Raw genomic sequence first — 19,102 nt, 5'->3', positions numbered from 1 at the left:
CGGCATCTTTCGGGTGTTTTGTCACCCACCACAACTCCATGATCGACCAGACTGGGCGGCGCGAGATCAGCCTCGCAGCCAGACGGTCACGTCGGCCGGGACCGCGCCGTCGTCGTCCAGGGGCGCGCTGGTGACGAGCACCTCGGCGCCGGCCGGCAGCGGCACCGGGGCGGCACCGAAGTTGGTCAGCACGGTCAGCTCACCGTTGCGGAAGCTCAGCACCTCGTCGCCGGAGGACAACCACTCCAGGGTGCCGCGACCCAGCCCGTGGGCACGCCGCAAGCGCAACGCCGCGCGGTACAGCTCGTACGTCGAACCGGGCACGTCGCGTTGGCGGTCCAGCGCGTACTCCGCCCAGAGCGCGGGCTGGGGCAACCAGCTCGCGTCGGTCGGCCCGAAGCCGTACGACGGGGCGTCGGCCTCCCACGGGATCGGCACCCGGCAGCCGTCCCGGCCGCGCTGGGTGTGCCCGCTGCGCGCCCAGGTCGGGTCCTGCCGGGCCTCGTCGGGCAGGGTGGTGTGCTCGGGCAGCCCCAGCTCCTCACCCTGGTAGAGGTACGCCGAGCCGGGCAGCGCCAGCATCAGCACTGTGGCCGCCCGGGCCCGGCGCAGACCGAGTGCGGCGTCCGGCTGCGGGTCGCCGATGCCGATGCCGTTGGGGCGTACGGTGCCGACCGGCAGGCCGAGCCGGGAGGCGTGCCGCACCACGTCGTGGTTGGACAGCACCCAGGTGGTCGGCGCGCCGACCGAGTCGGTCGCCTCCAACGAACGGGTGATCACCGCGTACTGGGCCGGTGCGCTCCACGCGGCGAGCAGGTACTCGAAGTTGAACGCCTGGTGCATCTCGTCCGGGCGGACGTAGCGGGCCAGCCGCTCGGCCGGTTCCACCCAGGCCTCGGCGACCAGCACCCGCTCGCCGGGGTAGCTGTCCAGCACCTGCCGCCACTGCCGGTAGATCTCGTGCACGCCGTCCTGGTCCCACATCGGCGGGCGGGGCTTGTCGATATCGTTGCCGGAGAGGATCTCCTGCGGCTCCTGCCAGTCAGCCAGGTCGGCCTGCTTGATGAGGCCGTGCGCCACGTCCACCCGGAAGCCGTCCACGCCGCGGTCCAGCCAGAAGCGCAGCACGTCCAGGAACTCCGCGTGAACCTCCGGGTTGTCCCAGTTGAGGTCCGGCTGCCCGGTGTCGAACAGGTGCAGGTACCACTGGCCGGGCTGCCCGTCGGCGTCGACCGTCCGGGTCCAGGCCGGACCACCGAAGACGCTCTGCCAGTCGTTCGGCGGCTGGTCGCCGGCCGGACCGCGGCCGTCCCGGAAGATGTACCGCGACCGTTCCGCGCTGCCGGGCGCGGCCGGCAGCGCGGCCTGGAACCAGCGATGCGCCGAGGAGGTGTGGTTCGGAACCAGGTCGACGATCACCCGCAGGTTGCGGGACCGGGCCTCGGCGATCAGCTTGTCCGCGTCGGCGAGGGTGCCGAACAGCGGGTCGATGTCGCGGTAGTCGGCCACGTCGTAGCCGGCGTCGGCCTGCGGCGAGGGGTAGAAGGGGGAGAGCCACACCGCGTCCACGCCCAGCTCGACCAGGTGGTCCAGGCGGGCGGTGATGCCGGGCAGGTCACCGATTCCGTCCCCGTCCGAGTCGGCGAACGAGCGGGGGTAGATCTGGTAGATGGCGGCCTCGGTCCACCAGCCGGTGGCCGGGTGACCGGAGGGGGTCTGCTGCGTCGGGTCGGTGTTCAGGGTCGTCTCCCGTGTTGCGGTGTTTGGATTTCAGTGTGCCCGGGGCGGTGCGGTCGAGTCCCGGACCACCAACCGAGTGGGCAGGACCACCGGAGTGTCGCAACCGGCACCCCGTTGGCTGACGATGGGGGCCGGCGGTCGGGCGCCGAGCGGGTCGAGCAACATCTGGGCGGCCAGCCGGCCCTGCTCGGCGGCGGGCTGGGCGACGGTGCTGAGCCCGAGCACACCGGCCAGGTCGTGGTCGTCGATGCCGACCACGCTGACGTCCTGCGGCACCCGCAGTCCGACGTCGCGCAGGGCGGTCATCGCGCCCATCGCCATCTCGTCGCAGGCGGCGACGATCGCGGTCGGCGGCTCGCCGCGGGCCAGCAGTTCGGCGGTGGCCCGGTTGCCGCCGTCGATGGTGAAGGTGGACTCGATGTCCAGGGTGGGGTCGGGTCGCAGGCCGGCGGAGCGCAGCGCAGCCTGGTAACCCCGGCGTCGGTCGAGGTGGGTGGTGAAGGCCAACTCGTCGTCCGGGTCGCCGGAGATGTGGGCGATCCGGTGATGGCCGAGGTCGATCAGGTGCTTGGTCGCGACCCGCGCCGCCGCCACGTCGTCGATCCGTACGCACGGCCAGTTGGGCACCCTGCTGCCCGAGCTGATGGTGACGCCGGGCAGTTCCAGCGTGGCCAGCGCGGTCAGGTCGGCCGGGCGCAGGGGCGTGGCGACCAGCATCATGGCGTCCACCCGCTTGTGCAGGTTCGCCGTACGCAGAACCCGCTGGCGGACCTGCTCCCGGCCGCCCAGGTTGTAGAGCAGCAGGTCGTAGCCGGACTGGTGGAGGTACTCCTCGACCGCCTCGACGACGGTGCTGAAGAACCAGCGGGTGATCCGGGGGACCACCACCGCGACCGTGCCGGTCCGGCCGCCGGCGAGCCGGGACGCGCTCGGCGAGACCTCGTAGTCGAGTTGCTCGGCGGCGGCGATCACCCGGCGGCGGGTGGCGGCCGAGACCGTCGGCAGTCCGCGCAGCGCCCGCGAGACGGTGGCCGTGGACACTCCGGCCAGCCGGGCCACATCATCGATCCTCGTCACGGTTTCTCCCGCTCGGTGCCCGGAGCGCCCGCCGCCGCCCGAGGGGCCAGGCGGCGGCGGGCGCGGGGTCAGCCCTTGACGCTGCCGGCGAGCAGACCTCGCACGAAGAAGCGCTGTAGGGACAGGAACACGATGAGCGGTACGACGATGCTGACGAACGCACCGGCGGTGAGGCGTTGCCACTCGTTGCCCCGGGTGCCGGCCATCTCGGCGAGCCGGACGGTCAGCGGAGCGGTCTCGTCGCCGCCGCCCGCGAAGATCAGCGCGACCAGCAGGTCGTTCCAGACCCAGAGGAACTGGAAGATGCCGAACGCCGCCAGCGCCGGGGTGATCAGCGGCAGCACGATGGTGCGGAAGATCTTCGGGTGGGTGGCCCCGTCGACCCGGGCCGCCTCCATCAGGTCCCCCGGCAGTTGCGAGATGAAGTTGTGCAGCAGGAAGACGGCGAACGGAAGCGCGAAGCAGGTGTGGGCGAACCACACCTGGGCGAACTTCTGCTCGTCGACCAGGTCCCAGGCCGGCATCAGCGTGACGCCGCCGAGGGTGACCCCGGTGGAGAAGAACCTCAGCAGCGGCACCAGGGCCATCTGCAACGGCACGATCTGCAACGCGAAGATCGCGATGTAGACCCAGTCCCGGCCGCGGAAGTTGATCCACGCGAGCGCGTACGCGGCGAGGCACGCGAAGGCGAGTGGGAAGAGCACCGACGGGATGGTGATCGCCAGCGAGTTGATGAAGGAACCGGCGAGCTGCCCGGAGGACGACGAGCGCCCGAACAGGACCTGCTCGTAGTTCTCGAAGGTGAACTGCGGGTTGGTGAACGAGGTCCACCAGCCGGTGGTCTTGATCTCGTCTTCCGGTCGGAGGGAGGAGACGAGCAGGCCGAAGGTCGGAATGGTCCAGACCACCGCGATGACGATCGAGACGAGCGTCGCGGTGCGGCTGTTCAACCGCTTGCGGACCCGGCCGGCCGCACTGGTCGGGGTGCCGTCGGTCTTCTGGGTGCCGGCGGCGACGGTGGGCGTTGCGGTGGTCATCTCAGCCCTCCCGCTGTTGACGGAGGTTACGGATCTGGTAGATCACGACCGGGATGACCAGGATGAAAAGGAAGACCGCGAGCGCGGAACCCCGCCCGTTCTCGCTGTACCGGAACGCCTGGTTGTACATCTCGTTGGCGATCACGCTGGTGTCGTAGTTGCCGTTCGTCGAGGTCCGGACGATGTCGAAGACCTTGAGCGTGGCGATCGTGAGGGTCACCATCACGACGATCAACGCCGGTCGGATGCTCGGCATGGTGATCTGCCAGAACATCTGCCACGGGCTGACACCGTCGAGCCGGGCGGCCTCGACGATGTCGCCGGGGATCGCCTTGATCGCGGCGGAGAGCACCACCATGGCGAAGCCGGCCTGGATCCAGACCATGATGACGATCAGCAGCAGCGTGTTCAGTGGCGATTCGAGCAGCCACTGCTTGGGCTCACCGCCCATGCTGACGACGATCTGATTGAGCAGACCGATCTGGTCGCCCTCACCTCGGTAGGCGTAGACGAACTTCCAGATGATGCTGGCGCCGACGAAGGAGATGGCCATCGGCAGGAAGATCAGTGACTTGGCCACGGCCTCGAACCGGGCCTTGTCCACCAGTACGGCGTAGATCAGGCCGAAGCCGGTCGCCACCAGCGGGACCAGGAGCACCCAGATCAGGGTGTTGATCAGGACCCGGACGATCGCGTCGTCGGAGAACATCCAGCCGAAGTTGTCCAACCCCACCCACTCCGTGCTGGTCCTGTTCATCAGGGAGAGCAGCACGGTGCGGATGGCCGGCACGACCAGACCGATGGTGAGCAGCAACAGCGTCGGCAGCAGGAAGAAGAGCGCGAAAATCCCCTCCCGCTGCTTGGGTCGACGGGGAAGTGGAGAACCACCCACCGAGGCGGCGACGAGCTGCGCCTCCCGTCGCCGGGCGAACCAGGCCGGCACCACGTCGAGCAGCAGTAGGAGACCACCCACCACCAGCACGAAGGCGACCAGCCCGTACATCAGCATGAGGAGCTTCGGCTGCTCATCGGCGAAGTCGAACTCCATCAACCCTCCCTTCCGGGTCCACCTCGGCCGGTGGCCCGGCCCGCGTCAGCGGACCGGGCCACCGCCGGGTATCACTTAGGCCAGCTGCTCTCGATGCCCTGGAGCACCGGGGCGGTCGCCTTGCCGTTCAGCCACTCGACCATGCCCTTCCAGAACGTCCCCGCGCCGACGGCGGCCGGCATCAGGTCGGATCCGTCGAAGCGGAAGGTGCCCGTCTTGTCCTGGAGGATCTGGACGGAGAGCTTGTCGATCGGGCTGGCGACGTTGGCGATGTCCAGCTTGTTGTTCGCCGTGACCCAGTTGCCGAGCTTCGCGCGGCTGTTCACGTACTCCGCCGAGACGAGGTAGGTCTGCACGGCCTGGACCTCGGGACGGTCGGCGTAGCCGACGACGAACTCGCCCGCGCCCAGCACCGGCTTGCCCTTGGACGGGTCGATGGCAGGGAAGTAGAAGGCGAACGCGTCGCCGTCCTCGGCCACCTTGGTGCCCTCGGGGAACTGGTTGGCGTAGAACGACGCCTGTCGGTGCATCGCGCACTTGCCGGTGGTCACCGGCAGGCCCGCCTCCTGGAAGGCGGTGGTGGTGATGCTCTTGACGCCGCCGAAGCCGCCGTTGACGTACTTCTCGTTCTTGAGGATGCTGCCGGCGCGGTCGACCGCGTCGACGATCTTCGGGTCGTTGAACGGGATGGCGTGGGTGGTCCACTGGTCGTAGACCTCGGGACCCTGCGTACGCAGGACCACGTCCTCGATCCAGTCGGTGGCCGGCCAGCCGGTGGCGTCACCGGACTCGACGCCCGCGCACCACGGCTTGATGCCGCTGGCGGCGATCTTGTCGCTCAGGGCGATGAGCTGGTCCCAGGTGGTCGGGACCTCCCAGCCCTTCTCCTTGAACGTCTTCGGCGAGTACCAGACGAAGGACTTCACGTTGGCGCCGAGCGGCACGCCGTAGAGCGTCCCGTTCACGGTGCCGTACTTCAGCCAGTCGGCCGGCATGTTCTGCTCGGCGAGGGCCTTGGTGTCGGCGCCGAGGGACTTCAGCTTGCCGGCGTCCGCGAAACGCTTCACCAGGCCCGGCTGCGGCACGAAGGCGATGTCGGGGGCGTTGCCACCGTCGACCCGAACGGGGAGCTGCGCCTCGAACTCGCCGCTGCCCTCGTAGTCGATCTCGATGCCGGTGCAGTCGGTGAACTGCGACCACGACCGTTCCAGCAGGTCGGCCTCGGCGTCACGGATGGACGCGTAGATGGAGACCTTCTTGCCGTCGTGGCCCTGGTACTTCTCGTATGCGGCGCACTCCGCAGAGCCCGCTTTGCTGCTCTTCTTGTCGTCGCCGGTACCGCAGGCGGTGGCGCTGAGCGCCAGCCCGAGTACACCGGCGATCACGAAGGCCTGGCGTGGTCTGGTAAAGACCGCCATGCCGTCCTCCTTCCTAGCCGGCGCGGTCGTGCTGGTGACCTGTCGCCGGTCCGATTGGGCGTGCACACATGTAAGCGCTTGCATCCGGCCCGGTCCACCCCCTGTCAGACACGAGCGAGTAACAATCCGGAAACCTGCGGTCTGCCTGGTGGGCGCGCTCCCGGGACAAGCTGGGGACTCTTTCGAAGATTGACGATATCTGTCAGGCTAAGCCCCTCGGATCGAAGGTTTTCGACATAGGAGGAGCTGTATGCGAAAGCGGTGGATCAGCCTGCTGGTGACGGGTCTCTTCGTCGGGGGAACGTTGGTGCCGGCGACCCCGGCCCTGGCCGCGCCGACCTTCAAGGTGCCGTTCCCCTGCGGCCAGTCCTGGTCCGGGCAGACCCGGTCGGACCACAGCCCGGCGTACGCCGTCGACTTCAACCGCACCGACGACCTCGGCGACCCGGTGGTCGCCAGCGCCCCCGGCACTGTCGACCGGGTTACCGACCTCGGTGGCACCAGCTACGGCAAGTACGTCCGGATCAACCACGGCGGCGGTTACAGCACCTACTACGCGCACCTCAACGGCTTCAACGTCTCGGTCGGGCAGACGGTCGGGTACGGCAAGGTGCTGGGCTGGGTCGGCAGCACCGGCGGATCTACCGGCCCCCACCTGCACTACGAGCAGCGTCTCAACGGCGCCGACATCCAGGTTCGGTTCAACGGCACCCTCGCGCTGTACTGGGGCACCAAGAGCTACACCAGTAACAACGGGTGCTCCTCGGGCAGCGGCAACGGCACTGTCGACACCAGCGGCACGCCGCTGACCGTCCGCTCCGGCCCCGGCACCGGGTACGCCTCGGTGGGCACCGTCGCCGACGGCACCCGGGTGACCATCGCCTGTCAGACCAGCGGCACCACTGTCACCGGCACGTACGGCACCAGCTCGATCTGGGACCGGATCGGCTCCGGCCGCTACATCGCGGACGCGTACGTGTACACCGGCTCCGACGGATACATCCCCGGCGTGCCTCGCTGCTGACCTGGTGACGGCCACGGTCCCCGGCGGACGCCGCCGCCGGGATATCTCCATCGTCGAGATATCTCCTCTCGAGGTTCGCTCAAACCGTCGAGCGGGAGGGCGGCTGCCGACGGGGCCGGCCAGCCACGAAAAAGCGCCGGGATCGCCACGGCCGATGCTTCTGTCGGGAGGACGAAGCTTCGGTCGCGGCGACCCCGGCGGGTCCCGGTTTCAGGGCGTATGAGCGCTAATTGAAGATGCTGACACCACCCGGGCCGACCAACAGCCCGACGACGATGAGGACGATGCCCCACAGGATCTGCCGGCGGAACAGCGCGAGGATGCCGGCGACCACTAGTACGACTGCGAGAATCCAGAGAATCAGCTCCATGACCTCTGACTACCCGACTGGCCGATCGGGGAAACCTGGTCGGTGTCGAGTTGATCGCCAACGTGAAAGACGCTGTACGCCTGCTTGATCACCGGGTGCGCGACGTTGCGGACGCGTACCCCGCCGGGGGTCGTGCCGCGCTCGGTGCCGGCGTGGGCGTGCCCGTGCACGGCCAGTGCCGTGGGCGCCGAGTCGATCGCCTGCCCCAACTGGTACGACCCGAGGAACGGGTAGATCTCCAATGGCTCCCCGACGAGCGTGTCCGGCACCGGTGAATAGTGGGTGAGCGCGACCAGCATGTCGCAGTCCAGTGAGCGCAACGCCGCGCCGAGCCGATCCGCGCTGTCGGTGGTGGTGCGCACGAAGGCCTTCATCTCCGGCTCGCCGAAGTCACTCGCGCACCGGCCGGCGAACCCGCCGCCGAAGCCCTTCACACCGGCGATGCCGAGCCGCCCACCCGCGCAGTCCAGCACGACGCCGTTGCCCTCCAGCACGGTGATGCCCGCGTCCTCCAGCACCTTGACCACCTGTGGCACCTGGTCACACTGGTGGTCGTGGTTGCCCAGCACGGTCACCACCGGTACGGCCAACCCACCGAACTCCTCTGCCACGCAGCGCGCCTCGGCCTCGGTGCCGTGCCGGGTCAGGTCCCCGGCCAGCAGCAGCACGTCGGCGCACTCCGGCAGTTCCTCCAACGCCGGTCGGAACCGCCCGACCACGTCCTGGTCCAGATGCACGTCGCCCACGGCGGCGATCCGGATCACCATGAAACCTCCCTCAGGGCAGTTGCTCGATCTCCGTGGGCGCCTGCGTGCGGGTCACCCCGATGTCGCTGGTGACGGGCACGTCCGGGAAGCGCTCTGACACCCGGCGCAGGATCTCCTCCCGCCGGTGCGGGCTCTCCACCTCGCCTTGGAGAACGAGCGCGCGTTCCCGTCGGATCACGGTGATCCCCTGTTCGGCCACGGCGGGGTCCTCGACGAGCAACCGTTGGATTTCTGCTTCGACGTACTCGTCCGGGGGCCCGGCACCGATGTCGCGATCGTGGGTCACGATGTCCCCTCTCCTGGCTGGGTGCCGGCGGCCGGCACCACCTCCAGCCGGTCCAGCAGCACCAGGAACGCCTCGGCGTACGGCGAGTGCTGCGTCTCCTTGCGTACCCGTTCCCAGTCGATCTGCTCCCTCAGCGACCGGGCCAGTGGCAGGCCACGGGCGAAGTCGCAGTAGTGCTGGGAGAAGCTGAGCAGTTTGTGCACCATCAGTTGGGTGGCGGACAGCACCGGCATGTGAATCGCGTCCACCGGCCGGATGACCGTGTCGGCGAACGTCTCCTCGGTCACCGGCGTCTCGATCGGCCGGTGGATCAGGTCCACCATCCGGCCGTCGTCGAAGACCTTCACCAGCCAGTCCTCCGGTGGACGCTCGGCGACGAAGCCGGCGGCCACCAGGGCCTCCAGTGCCTCTTCCACGTCGGCCTCCCGGATCAGGAAGTCGACGTCGTGATCGCTGGAGTGGCCCCCGTGGGCGTAGACCGCGAAGCTGCCGCCCAGGGCGAACGGAATCTCGGACTGCTTGAGCACGGCGGCGACCTTCTTGAGGGTGTGCACAAGACTCTCGTCCCCGCGCTCAGCCATCTGGTTCTCCCGTCGTCTTGTTGGCGGACCGGCGGTTGGATTTCGAACTCCGGTACCCGGCAAACCGGTCGGCCACACCTGCTGGCGTCGCGGTCGGGCGTCAACAGGGATGAACCATGACAAACCTCGCGGACCAGGTGCGTGGGTCGGATAACCTGTGGAGGGTGGCGAGATCATCGGTGATGCGACGACGCAAGGCCCGATTGCGCACTGTCGCCCTGATCGGCATCGACGGTTCGGGCAAGACCACCCAGGCGCACCGGCTGGCCGACGCGCTGACCGCCGCCGGACGTCCCGCCACCTACCGCCGCAACGCCAGTGGCCGGCGCTGGCTCGGCCGGCTCGCGCAGCGCCTGGGCCGGGCGGACGCGCAACGGCTCGTCGGGCGCGACGGCGTGCTGGCGGTGGAGTCGGTGCTGCGCTGGCTCGCCATCGCCATCGCCCTGCTCAGTTGCCTGCTCACCGGCCGGACAGCGGTGATGGACCGCTACTCGGCCTGCCAGTACGCGAGCATCCGGGCGCACGGCGGGCAGCGCTGGGAGCGGCTCGCCCGGGCCGGCTACCGGCTGTTCCCCACGCCGCAGGTGACCTTCCTGCTCGCCGTCGACCCGGCGGAGGCGTACCGGCGCATCGAGGAACGCGGCACCGACCACGAGACGATGGGGTGGCTGACCGCCGCCGACACCGCCTACCGGGCACTGCCCGAGTACCCCAGCTTCGTGCTGGTGGACGCGGGCCGCCCGGCCGAGGAGGTGACCGAGCAGATTCAGGCGCACCTGGAGACCTGGCTACCGCCGTCCGCCTCGGGCGGAGAAGACGTCGGCCCGGTGGCGGCTCAGGCCCGTCCGTAGACCGGAACGGTGGCGCCACTGGTCGGGGCGGACTCGCCCGACGCGAGGAACCGGATCACCGGCGCGATCTCGTCCGGGGTCACCCAGCGGGAGTGGTCGGCGTCGGGCTGGGCCGCCCGGTTCGCCGGAGTGTCGATGACACTGGGCAGCAAGGTGTTGCAGCGGATGTTCTGCGACCGGTACTCCACCGCCACCGCGTTGGCGAAGGCCAAAACCGCCGCCTTGGCCGTCGAGTAGCCCGCCGCGCCGCGGAACGGGGTGAGCGCCGCGCGGGCCGAGACGCAGACCACCGCGCCGCCGCCGGACGCCACCAGGTGCGGGAGCGCGGCCTGGGTGACCAGGTAGGTCGGCCGCAGGTTGACGGTGAGCATCCGCTCGAACTCCTCGACCGGGGTCTCGTGCACCAACCCGCCGCTGGCGTACCCCCCGACGAGGTTGACCACCGCGCGCAGCGGCGCCGTCGGTTCGCTGGCCGCGGCCTCGGCCGCCTGCGCCGCACCCGCCGGCTCGCCCAGGTCCGCGACCACCCGGACCAGTCCGGCCGCCGGCGGCTCCGACCCGGGCCGGGCTTTCCGCTCCGGTACGACCACCCGCCAGCCCGCCTCGACGAACGCGGTGACGACCGCCCCGCCGAGCCCGCCGGAACCCCCGGTAACCAACACGCTGCCCTGTCCCATACGCCCCACGCTAGTGCCCCGCCCCCTTCGAGCACCTCCGTCGATCATGAAGTTGTTGCCGTGACACGCCGAGCCGAGTGGCAACGACTTCATGATCGCGGTCTGCCGTGGGCAGATTGGTTGGGATGTTCGGACCGTGGGGGCGCAGGATCGGCGGATGCGGATCCTCATTCTCGGTGGCACCCGGTTTCTCGGCCGGGCGACGGCACGGCTCTCCGTCGAACAGGGGCACGACGTGACCTGCGCGGCCCGGGGCGTGTCCGGCGCGGTGCCGGCCGGGGCGCGGTTCGTGGCGGCCGACCGCGATGATCCCGAGTCGCTGGTCCCGCTCGCCGCCGCGGGCTTCGACGCCGTGGTCGACGTGACCCGCCAGATCAGCCACGCCCGGCACGCGCTCGCCGCGCTTGCCGACCACGTCGGCCACTGGTCGTTCGTGTCGACGATCTCGGTGTACGCGGACCACACCACCCCGGGCCAGACCGCTGCGGACGCGCCGATCCTGGCGCCGGCCCCGCCGGACGTGGACGGTCCGGTCGGCCCGGACCACCGGTGGTACGGCGAGTGCAAGGTGAGCATCGAGGAGCTGGTCCGGGAGCGGATGGGCGTGGACCGTTCGTTCATCTGCCGGGCGGGGCTGATCGTCGGGGCGGAGGATCCGAGCGATCGTTTCCCGTACTGGGTGCGGCGGCTGTCGGCCGGTGGCGAGGTGCTGGCCCCCGGGCACCCGACCGATCGGGTGCAGTTCGTGGACGTCGCCGATCTGGCCGGTTGGCTGTTGCACGCCGCAGGCACCCGCCTCGGCGGCACGTACGACGGCACCGGTCCGGCGATGTCCCGGGCCGAGCTGTTGGCCGGGGTGGCCGCCGGGCTGGGCAACGCCGATCCGGCCTTCACCTGGGTCGACCAGGAGTTCCTGCTGTCCAACGACGTACGCGAGTGGTCGGGGGAGCGGGCGCTGCCGCTCTGGGTGCGGCTGCCGGAGACCGCCGGCCTGATGGACCGGGACGTCCGGCCGGCCCTGGACGCCGGTCTGACGGTCCGTCCGCTGGCCGATACCGTTCGGGCGACCGCGTCCTGGATGACCGCGCACCCGGCGGCCGTCCGGCAGGGTGGACTCGACCCGGCGGATGAGGCGGCGATCCTGGGGAAGTGGCAGGCTGTGCGGGACCGGTGATCCCGGCGATCGAAGTTTCCCGCCACCTCGGACAGTCATAGTTGACGCTCACGCCTGGTGAAAGTAAGTTTCATCCGTGGCGAAGAGTGCGAAGATTTCTGCGAGTCACGAGCCCGGTGGGCTGATCGTCCACATCAGCGGGCTGTTGCCATCGCTGTCGCCCGCCGAGCAGCGGGTCGCCCGATTGGTGGTTTCCGACCCGGCGGCCGCCGCCCGTCGGACAATCACCGACCTCGCCACCGCAGCCGAGACATCCGAGGCGACCGTCATCCGGTTCTGCCGTTCGGTCGGCATGGACGGTTACCCCCAACTGCGCATCCGCCTCGCCGCCGAGGCCGCCCGCCGGATCGAGCCACCGGACGCCCGAGTGGTCGGCGGTGACATCCCGCCCGGTGCCGACCTCGCCCAGATCATCGCCACCATCGCGTTCAACGACGCCCGCGCCGTCGAGGAGACTGCCGAGCAACTCGACCCCGCCGTCTGCGAGCAGGTGGTCGAGGCGATCAGCGGCGCCGGTCGGATCGACATCTACGGCGCCGGCGCCAGCGGGTTCGTCGCCTCGGACTTCCAGCAGAAGCTGCACCGCATCGGCCGGATCGCCTTCTACTTCCCGGACGTGCACACCGCGCTGACCTCGGCCGCCCTCCTGGGTCGGGGAGACGTGGCGATCGGCATCTCGCACACCGGCACCACCTCCGACGTGATCGAGGTGCTGGAGCAGGCCCGTACCCGCGGTGCCGCGACAGTGGCGCTGACCAACTTCCCGCGCTCGCCGATCACCGACGTGGCGGACTTCGTGTTGACTACGGCGGCCCGGGAGACCACCTACCGCTCCGGCGCGACGGCCAGCCGGCTGGCCCAGCTCACCGTGGTCGACTGCCTCTTCGTCGGGGTGGCCGCCCGCAACCGGGCCCGGGCCCGCAAGGCCCTGGAGGCGACCGCCGAGGCGGTCCAGTCGCACCGGGTGGGTGCCAACCGGAGGCGGGCATGACGGCCGGTGCGGAGATGCCCGCACGGCCCGCTCGCCCCACTGTCCGGGTGGGCGCCCCCACCGAAAGGCGTAACCCACTCAGCGTCGACCTGGACCTGATGTCGACCCGGGACGTGCTCACCGTGATCAACGAGGCGGACCGGCGGGTGCCCGCGGCGGTCGCCGCGGTGCTCGACGAGATCGCCACCACCGTCGACCTGGCGGTCGCGGCGCTTCGCGGCGGTCACCGGGTGCACTACTTCGGGGCCGGCACCTCCGGCCGACTGGGCGTGCTCGACGCGGCCGAACTGGCCCCCACCTTCAACTCGCCCCGACACTGGTTCTGCGCGCACCTCGCGGGAGGCCCGGACGCCATGTGGCGGGCCGTCGAGGACGCCGAGGACGACGACCGGGGCGGCGCGGTCGAAGCGGCCAGTTGTGTACGGGCCGGGGACCTGGTGGTTGGTCTGGCGGCCAGCGGACGCACCCCGTACGTCCTCGGGGCGGTTGCCTCGGCCCGCGCCAAGGGCGCCTCGACGGTGCTGCTCTGCGCCAACCCGGAGGCGGAGGCCGCCCGGTCGGTCGACGTGTTCATCGGGGTGGACACCGGACCCGAGGTGGTCACCGGGTCGACCCGGATGAAGGCGGGCACAGCGCAGAAGTTGGTGCTCAACACGTTCTCGACCGCCGTCATGGTGCGGCTGGGGCGGGTCTACTCGAACCTCATGATCGATATGGTGGCCACCAACGCGAAACTCCGCGGACGAATGATCTCGATTCTGGTCGAGGCCACCGGTTGCTCGGAGGAACTCTCCCGGCAGGCCCTCACCGAGGCGGACGGGGACCTGAAGACGGCGCTCGTCGCCCTCGTTTCGGGCGCCGAGATCGACGCCGCCCGGGCCGCGCTGGCCCGCTCGGCCGACCAGGTGCGCGGCGCCCTCGCCCTGCTAGCCTCCTAGCGCCACCGGCCCCGGGAAGCGAACTGGCCCTCGGATTGTTCATCTGGCCGGGGGGTAATAACACCCCCGTGAATGAACCGACGGGTCCACGGGTGCGTATCTGGCAGTGACCAGGATCGCACGGCCGTGGTGACCCGGGTCGCTGTGCCCCCACGGCGGGCGGTGTTGCCATGGTGCGGTAACCCGTACGTGGTGCCCAGTGGCGAGCCACCCGATGGGGTGCTGACAGCAAACATGGACCGTGCTCTCAGCTACTACTCAGGCATTCGTGACACTTTCGACTCACGACGAGGAATCCCCGACACGTCTCATCTGTTGTGTAGGTGTCAGCACCGATCGGCACAGCAGAAGTTACCAGGGGCTGACAGGTGTGGGGAATGGCAAGGAACCGGGCAACCGGCGCGAGCGAGGGGACCGTGGGCAACGTGGACAAGAACATCGGCATGCGAACCGACGAGGTTGCCGAGGAGCGCGACCTGGTCGGCGTCTACCTGCACGAGATCTCCCGGACGCCACTGCTGGACGCCGCCAAGGAGGTCGATCTCTCCAAGGCGATCGAGGCCGGCCTCTACGCCGAGCACCTGCTCGGTGAGGAAGCCGTCCCCGCCGGTGTCGACCGGGCCGACCTGGAATGGCTGGTCGTCGAGGGGGAGCGGGCGAAGGACCTCTTCATCCGCGCCAACCTCCGACTGGTCGTGTCGATCGCCCGACGGTACGTGCGCTCGGGGATGCCCATGCTGGACCTGATCCAGGAGGGCAACACCGGCCTCGTCCGGGCGGTCGAGAAGTTCGACTACGAGCGCGGCTACAAGTTCTCCACCTATGCCACCTGGTGGATTCGGCAGGCGATCAGCCGGGCGATCGCCCAGCAGGAGCGCACCGTCCGCCTACCGGTGCACCTGGTGGAGGACGTCAACCGGATGCGCAACGTGGCCCGGCAGCTGACCCGTGAGCTGGGCAGCGACCCGGAGCCGGAGCAGATCGCCAACGCCCTCGGCGTCACCGTCGAGCGGGTGAACGAGCTGCGCCGCTGGTCGCAGGACACCGTTTCGCTGGACACCCCGGTGGGCGACGACGGCGACACGAACCTCGGTGACCTGGTCGCCGACAGTGACGCGCCGTCGCCGGAGGACATCGTCCTCAGCGGCCTGGAGCGGCAGCGCATCGAGGGGCTGCTCAACCACCTCGACGACCGGTCCGCCGGCATCATGCGGGCCCGCTACGGGCTGGAGGACGGCCGGGAGCACTCGCTCACCGAGGTCGCGTCCAGGTTCTCGCTGTCCCGCGAGCGGATCCGGCAGTTGGAGATCCAGGCCCTCGGCCGGCTCCGCGAGCTGGCTCGGGCGGAGGGGCTGCAAGCAGCCTGACCTGGTAGTAATGACGGCGAACGGCCGGCGTCCGATAGGGGGACGCCGGCCGTTCGCCGTTTCCGATCGTTGTTAGCGGACCCGGCCGTAACCCTGGATGGACATCATGTTCATGCCACGCTTGAGCACGTTGCGACCGGCGCTGGGCGCGTCGATCACCTGACCGTCGCCCACGTAGAGGGCGACGTGCCCGAGCCCGCTGTAGAAGACCAGGTCGCCGGGGCGTAGTTCGCCCCGCCCGATGTGGGCGACCGCGCTCCACTGCATCCGGGTGTTGTGCGGAAGGGACTTCCCGGCCGCCCGCCAGGCCGCCGAGGTCAGGCCGGAACAGTCGTAGCCGTTCGGCCCGTCGGCCGCCCAGACGTACGGCTTGCCGATCGCGCCGAACGCGTAACGCACCGCCGTGCCGGCAGCACCGGACACGGCTGGCACGTTCTTGGCCTCGGTCGTCGCCGCCTTGGGCTCGGGTCGCTCGGTGGCGGCCCCGTACGCCTGCCGGCGCAGCTCGTACAGCTTGGCCAGGTCCTGCTCGATCTGCTTTTTACCCGCGGCGAGCTGACGAGCCTGTGCGGCCTGCCGGGTCAAGGTCGCGCCCAGGCGGGCCTTCTCGTCGAGCAGCCGCTGCTGGTCTGCCGTGAAGCCGGAGATGCGCTCCTGCCGCTGGCGGGTCAACTGCTCGATCGTGCCGAGCCGGTCCAGCAGCGCGGCCGAGCCGCCCGGGCGCAGCAGGGCGTCCGCGGTGCGCAGGCCGCCACTCTTGTACGCGGTGGAGGCGAGCTCCGCCACGTCGGCCCGGCTCTGCTCGACCTGCTGTTCGAGCGGGCCGATGCGGGTCTGTAATCGGGCCACGGCGGCCTCGTTTGTCTTGATCTCCTCACGCAGTTTGTTGTACGACTCGACGACCCGCTCCAACTCGGCCGAGGACGTCTCGATCCGGCGGGTCAGGTCGGCGGGGGACGGCTCGGCCTGGGCCACCGCCGTCGGGGCGATCAGCGCGGCCGACATGCCGACCAGCGCCACGGTGCGCAGCAGATTTCTCAGGGATGACAAGAGCGGAAGGCCCCTCTCCCACGGCCGCCGGGGCTGCTGACGCCCTCGACGACACCGGCCGGGGCCATCCGGGCGGACGGCACTGGGCCGGACCGGCTCGCCCAACCTAACCCGGGACGGATGTCGCTCGCAGTTGAAGCAGGGGCGAAAGTTGGAGAAGTTGCCGGTCGGGCCGCTGGGCTGGGTGGCGTCATCGTGGCTGATGACACCTCCGAAGGAGGGAACATCGCCCTTTTCGCGGCCTACTGACGGATATACGACTTTCGTCGTTCCGGGCGTATGCCGTCGGATTCCTGGCCGCCATAACCGATAAAACCTGAAATGGATGCCGTTCTCGGCGATGTCACCCGGTCGAGGCGAGCTGTCGGAACCCGGTAAATGCCCAGGTCGACTGGCGGTCCCGCAACACAATGAAGTCCGGAGCCGGGAATCCCGTCGACAAGCAGCGATGACTGTCGCCAGCAGGTCCACTCGGCCAACCGTCCCCCTCGGGAGGAACCGTGAATCGTGAAGGCGCAAAGACGCGACCGCCGCGAACGGTGCCGGGCGCCCGGTCGACCCTGCTGTACGCGCGACCCGGCATCATCGTGACCGTCGACCGGTTCACCGTCGGTCGGAACAGTTACCGGGTCGCCGACCTGACCCATCTGCGTACCACCCGGGGTCCGCACGACCGGATCGCCGTCCGGGCCGTGGTCATCACCGCCAGCATGCTCGGCGGTGTGGGGGTGCTCCTCGGCTTCACCGGCGGTCTGCAACGCCTCACCGCCCAGGCGTACCTGATCCTCGGCGCGGTGCTCCTGCTCCCGGCCGCCCTCGCCCTGGTCGGCGATCGCTGGCGCCCACCGCCGCACGAACTGTGGGGGTGGTACCAAGGCTCGGAGGTGCTGCTCTTCAGCGCCGACGACGAACGGCAGTTCGGCCAGGTCACCCGGTCGCTGCTGCGGGCCCGGGAGGTCAACCGCTACGGCAGTTGGGTCGACCCGCTCGCCTCAGCGGACCCGTGGCGGCCCAACCGTTGACCCGGCGGCGGTGGGCCGGAGCCGCGTCGGCCCACCGGCCGTCCAGCAAGCTCAGCGGGCTACCGGCTCCGGAGCCCGTTCCCGCTGCGGTGCGGCCACCCAGGCGCTGACCCGGCGCTCGGCGTAGAACGAGACGAACGGCACCGTGCCGGCCAGCATCACCAGCAGCATCCGCTTCAGCGGCCAGTCGGCTCGGCGGCTCAGGTCGAACGCGGCCACCAGGTAGATCATGTAAAGGAAGCCGTGCGCCGGTCCGATCGTCTCCACGACGACCGGGTTGTCGAACGCGTACTTCAGCGGCATGCCGATCACGACCAGCAGGATCAGCACCACGCCCACGATCCAGGCGATCACGCGGTACCGGGTAAGGGCAGCGCCCACCTTCGTCCGTCCTTCCGAGCCCGGCTCAGCCGGGATAGTCACCGGGCCGGGCGCCCGGATTGGCGTTCAACCATGACAGGTAGTGGTTGTAGGCGGCCAGGTCGGTGTCCTCGACGACATCGCCGGTGGCCGGGATCCGGGACACCCGCACCGGTCGGCGTACCGCCGGTCGGGACCCGGTGGTGACCGCCGGCGCCGGCTCGACGGCCGGATCCGCGGGCGGCGCGTCGGCCTCCGCCGCCTTGCGGCGGGCCAGCTTCACCTCCCGCCACCAGACGTAGACCACGAAGCCGGCGAAGATCGGCCACTCGACCGCGTACCCCCAGCTCAGGCTGTTGCCGGCGGTGGCCCGGCTGATCTGCCACCAGCCAAGCCCGAGGAAGCCCACGACCAGCACGACCATGGCCACGTGGCGTGCGATCCACGCCGGGGTCCAGAGCCGCCTCATGACATTGAGGGTACCGGGGACGCTACCGGTCTCCGACACCGTGTCGTAGTCGTCGCCTCGCCGGCTTGGTTTGGCATCACCACGCCTGGGCAATCGTCTAGACGCCAGCCCAAACGAGATCAGGGGGGCGATCATGACCGGATCGATACGTGAGGACGGCCTCGCGTCCAACGGGAGTGCGGATATGAGCCCGGAGCAGCGGGTGCCCGAGTGGGGCGGCGATCAGCTCGCCGACCCGGCCGGCGCTCCCGGCCTCGACGGCGACCTCGGCATCGACCCGACGGAGCTGACCGACGAGGACCTGATCCGCGAGATGCACAGCCTGCACCGAACCCGCCTGGACACCCTGCGGCACGCAGCGGACTCCGCACTCGCGAACCACCTGCGGCGCACCGCGGAGCTGGAGACCGAGTACCTGGCCCGACACCCGGGTCGCGAGGTCGATCCCAGCCGCCTGCGGGACGCCTGATGCCGGCGCGCGCCGTGCGCGGCATGTCCGCGCCACCCGAGGTGGTCTTCAACACGGCCACCGATCCCGACCGTGCCTCGGCGTGGCTGCCGGAGCCGCTGCGCGGCGACGGCAGCCCCGCCGCGGAGATCAGCGGTGAGGAGCTGCGCGCCCGCTGGGGCGACGGCGACACCGAGGACTGGTCCGCCGAGATCCGGGTGGAGCCTGCCGATTCCGGTGGCGCCCGGATCCAGCTCGACCTCGCCGACGGGTCCGGCGGGCCCGGTCCGGACCAACTGGCCGACGAAGCGCTCGCCAACCTGGTACGCGAGGTCGCCGACAACCTCCAGGCCGGCTGAGCCGGCCGCGCGGGACGCCGTTCCCGCACCACCACGACACATGAGGAG

22 protein-coding genes are annotated in these 19,102 nt (G+C 70.0%); 9 read left to right on the top strand and 13 right to left on the bottom strand.

The annotated features are described in order from the left end of the window. Positions 1 to 66 precede the first annotated feature (66 nt). The 5 genes from ACIA47_RS18855 to ACIA47_RS18835 all read right to left on the bottom strand — a co-directional run bounded on the left by ACIA47_RS18855 (position 67) and on the right by ACIA47_RS18835 (position 6,320). A complete protein-coding gene (locus tag ACIA47_RS18855) occupies positions 67 to 1,740 on the bottom strand; it encodes a glycoside hydrolase family 13 protein (protein WP_203120679.1) in 1,674 nt (557 codons plus the stop codon). Positions 1,741 to 1,770: 30 nt separating this feature from the next. Then, positions 1,771 to 2,817: a LacI family DNA-binding transcriptional regulator gene (locus ACIA47_RS18850; RefSeq protein ID WP_396709443.1), complete on the bottom strand. Its 1,047-nt coding sequence runs from the start codon at positions 2,815 to 2,817 to the stop codon at positions 1,771 to 1,773. 68 nt (positions 2,818 to 2,885) lie between these two features. Continuing rightward, positions 2,886 to 3,854, bottom strand: a complete 969-nt coding sequence (locus tag ACIA47_RS18845; protein WP_396709441.1) for a carbohydrate ABC transporter permease — start codon at positions 3,852 to 3,854, stop codon at positions 2,886 to 2,888. Position 3,855: 1 nt separating this feature from the next. Beyond that, on the bottom strand, positions 3,856 to 4,902 hold the full coding sequence (locus ACIA47_RS18840) for a carbohydrate ABC transporter permease (RefSeq protein WP_396709438.1): 1,047 nt from the start codon (positions 4,900 to 4,902) through the stop codon (positions 3,856 to 3,858). Between the two features lie 71 nt (positions 4,903 to 4,973). Continuing rightward, on the bottom strand, positions 4,974 to 6,320 hold the full coding sequence (locus ACIA47_RS18835) for an ABC transporter substrate-binding protein (RefSeq protein WP_203120669.1): 1,347 nt from the start codon (positions 6,318 to 6,320) through the stop codon (positions 4,974 to 4,976). A gap of 250 nt (positions 6,321 to 6,570) precedes the next feature. Here ACIA47_RS18835 and ACIA47_RS18830 point away from each other — a divergent pair, with 250 nt between their 5' ends. Continuing rightward, entirely contained in the window at positions 6,571 to 7,344 is a 774-nt protein-coding gene (locus ACIA47_RS18830; protein ID WP_396709433.1) for a peptidoglycan DD-metalloendopeptidase family protein, read from the top strand. A 226-nt stretch (positions 7,345 to 7,570) separates the two neighbouring features. Here ACIA47_RS18830 and ACIA47_RS18825 read toward each other — a convergent pair whose 3' ends face one another. The 4 genes from ACIA47_RS18825 to ACIA47_RS18810 are packed head-to-tail and all read right to left on the bottom strand — an operon-like array spanning position 7,571 to position 9,348. Further along, on the bottom strand, positions 7,571 to 7,714 hold the full coding sequence (locus ACIA47_RS18825) for a GPGG-motif small membrane protein (RefSeq protein WP_007464364.1): 144 nt from the start codon (positions 7,712 to 7,714) through the stop codon (positions 7,571 to 7,573). Beyond that, complete coding sequence (locus tag ACIA47_RS18820; protein WP_203120671.1) at positions 7,705 to 8,481, bottom strand: metallophosphoesterase; 777 nt, start codon at positions 8,479 to 8,481, stop codon at positions 7,705 to 7,707. The genes ACIA47_RS18825 and ACIA47_RS18820 overlap by 10 nt, the downstream gene beginning before the upstream one ends. Positions 8,482 to 8,491: 10 nt before the next feature. Further along, the gene (locus ACIA47_RS18815; protein ID WP_396709430.1) at positions 8,492 to 8,767 is read right to left on the bottom strand and encodes a hypothetical protein; all 276 of its coding nucleotides are present in this window, start codon (positions 8,765 to 8,767) and stop codon (positions 8,492 to 8,494) included. After that, the gene (locus ACIA47_RS18810) at positions 8,764 to 9,348 is read right to left on the bottom strand and encodes a nucleotidyltransferase family protein (protein WP_091405683.1); all 585 of its coding nucleotides are present in this window, start codon (positions 9,346 to 9,348) and stop codon (positions 8,764 to 8,766) included. The genes ACIA47_RS18815 and ACIA47_RS18810 overlap by 4 nt, the downstream gene beginning before the upstream one ends. 182 nt (positions 9,349 to 9,530) lie before the next feature. Here ACIA47_RS18810 and ACIA47_RS18805 point away from each other — a divergent pair, with 182 nt between their 5' ends. Further along, complete coding sequence (locus ACIA47_RS18805) at positions 9,531 to 10,199, top strand: thymidylate kinase (protein ID WP_203120680.1); 669 nt, start codon at positions 9,531 to 9,533, stop codon at positions 10,197 to 10,199. Here ACIA47_RS18805 and ACIA47_RS18800 read toward each other — a convergent pair. After that, complete coding sequence (locus ACIA47_RS18800) at positions 10,184 to 10,876, bottom strand: SDR family NAD(P)-dependent oxidoreductase (protein ID WP_396709427.1); 693 nt, start codon at positions 10,874 to 10,876, stop codon at positions 10,184 to 10,186. The two genes, ACIA47_RS18805 and ACIA47_RS18800, sit on opposite strands and share 16 nt — an antisense overlap. 157 nt (positions 10,877 to 11,033) lie before the next feature. On the opposite strand from ACIA47_RS18800, the gene ACIA47_RS18795 reads away from it, so the two are divergent. The 4 genes from ACIA47_RS18795 (at position 11,034) to ACIA47_RS18780 (ending at position 15,346) form a co-directional block, all read left to right on the top strand. Continuing rightward, on the top strand, positions 11,034 to 12,050 hold the full coding sequence (locus tag ACIA47_RS18795) for an NAD-dependent epimerase/dehydratase family protein (protein WP_203120673.1): 1,017 nt from the start codon (positions 11,034 to 11,036) through the stop codon (positions 12,048 to 12,050). A gap of 76 nt (positions 12,051 to 12,126) precedes the next feature. Next, on the top strand, positions 12,127 to 13,041 hold the full coding sequence (locus ACIA47_RS18790) for a MurR/RpiR family transcriptional regulator (protein WP_091405675.1): 915 nt from the start codon (positions 12,127 to 12,129) through the stop codon (positions 13,039 to 13,041). Next, positions 13,038 to 13,979 carry an N-acetylmuramic acid 6-phosphate etherase gene (gene murQ / locus ACIA47_RS18785; protein ID WP_203120674.1) on the top strand — a complete coding sequence of 314 codons (942 nt, stop codon included), beginning with the start codon at positions 13,038 to 13,040 and terminating at the stop codon, positions 13,977 to 13,979. Before ACIA47_RS18790 ends, murQ begins: the two co-directional genes overlap by 4 nt. 377 nt (positions 13,980 to 14,356) lie before the next feature. Then, positions 14,357 to 15,346: an RNA polymerase sigma factor RpoD/SigA gene (locus ACIA47_RS18780; RefSeq protein ID WP_091405669.1), complete on the top strand. Its 990-nt coding sequence runs from the start codon at positions 14,357 to 14,359 to the stop codon at positions 15,344 to 15,346. A gap of 72 nt (positions 15,347 to 15,418) precedes the next feature. On the opposite strand, the gene ACIA47_RS18775 is transcribed toward ACIA47_RS18780, so the two are convergent. Next, complete coding sequence (locus tag ACIA47_RS18775) at positions 15,419 to 16,396, bottom strand: C40 family peptidase (protein WP_112601398.1); 978 nt, start codon at positions 16,394 to 16,396, stop codon at positions 15,419 to 15,421. A gap of 500 nt (positions 16,397 to 16,896) precedes the next feature. Between ACIA47_RS18775 and ACIA47_RS18770 the strand changes: the two genes are divergently transcribed. Continuing rightward, positions 16,897 to 17,418: a DUF6232 family protein gene (locus ACIA47_RS18770; RefSeq protein WP_396709423.1), complete on the top strand. Its 522-nt coding sequence runs from the start codon at positions 16,897 to 16,899 to the stop codon at positions 17,416 to 17,418. A 51-nt stretch (positions 17,419 to 17,469) separates the two neighbouring features. On the opposite strand, the gene ACIA47_RS18765 is transcribed toward ACIA47_RS18770, so the two are convergent. After that, complete coding sequence (locus ACIA47_RS18765; protein ID WP_203120676.1) at positions 17,470 to 17,799, bottom strand: DUF3817 domain-containing protein; 330 nt, start codon at positions 17,797 to 17,799, stop codon at positions 17,470 to 17,472. A 25-nt stretch (positions 17,800 to 17,824) separates the two neighbouring features. Beyond that, positions 17,825 to 18,247 (bottom strand): hypothetical protein, encoded by a 423-nt coding sequence (locus tag ACIA47_RS18760; protein WP_203120677.1) that lies wholly within the window; start codon positions 18,245 to 18,247, stop codon positions 17,825 to 17,827. A gap of 130 nt (positions 18,248 to 18,377) precedes the next feature. Here ACIA47_RS18760 and ACIA47_RS18755 point away from each other — a divergent pair, with 130 nt between their 5' ends. Both ACIA47_RS18755 and ACIA47_RS18750 read left to right on the top strand, forming a co-directional pair. After that, complete coding sequence (locus ACIA47_RS18755; RefSeq protein ID WP_396709751.1) at positions 18,378 to 18,716, top strand: DUF6158 family protein; 339 nt, start codon at positions 18,378 to 18,380, stop codon at positions 18,714 to 18,716. Continuing rightward, positions 18,716 to 19,054 (top strand): SRPBCC family protein, encoded by a 339-nt coding sequence (locus ACIA47_RS18750; RefSeq protein WP_203120678.1) that lies wholly within the window; start codon positions 18,716 to 18,718, stop codon positions 19,052 to 19,054. The genes ACIA47_RS18755 and ACIA47_RS18750 overlap by 1 nt, the downstream gene beginning before the upstream one ends. Positions 19,055 to 19,102 lie beyond the last annotated feature (48 nt).

Source organism: Micromonospora sp. NPDC051227, from assembly GCF_044455385.1.
Lineage (GTDB): Bacteria > Actinomycetota > Actinomycetes > Mycobacteriales > Micromonosporaceae > Micromonospora.
This window is presented reverse-complemented; position numbering and strand designations above follow the sequence as displayed.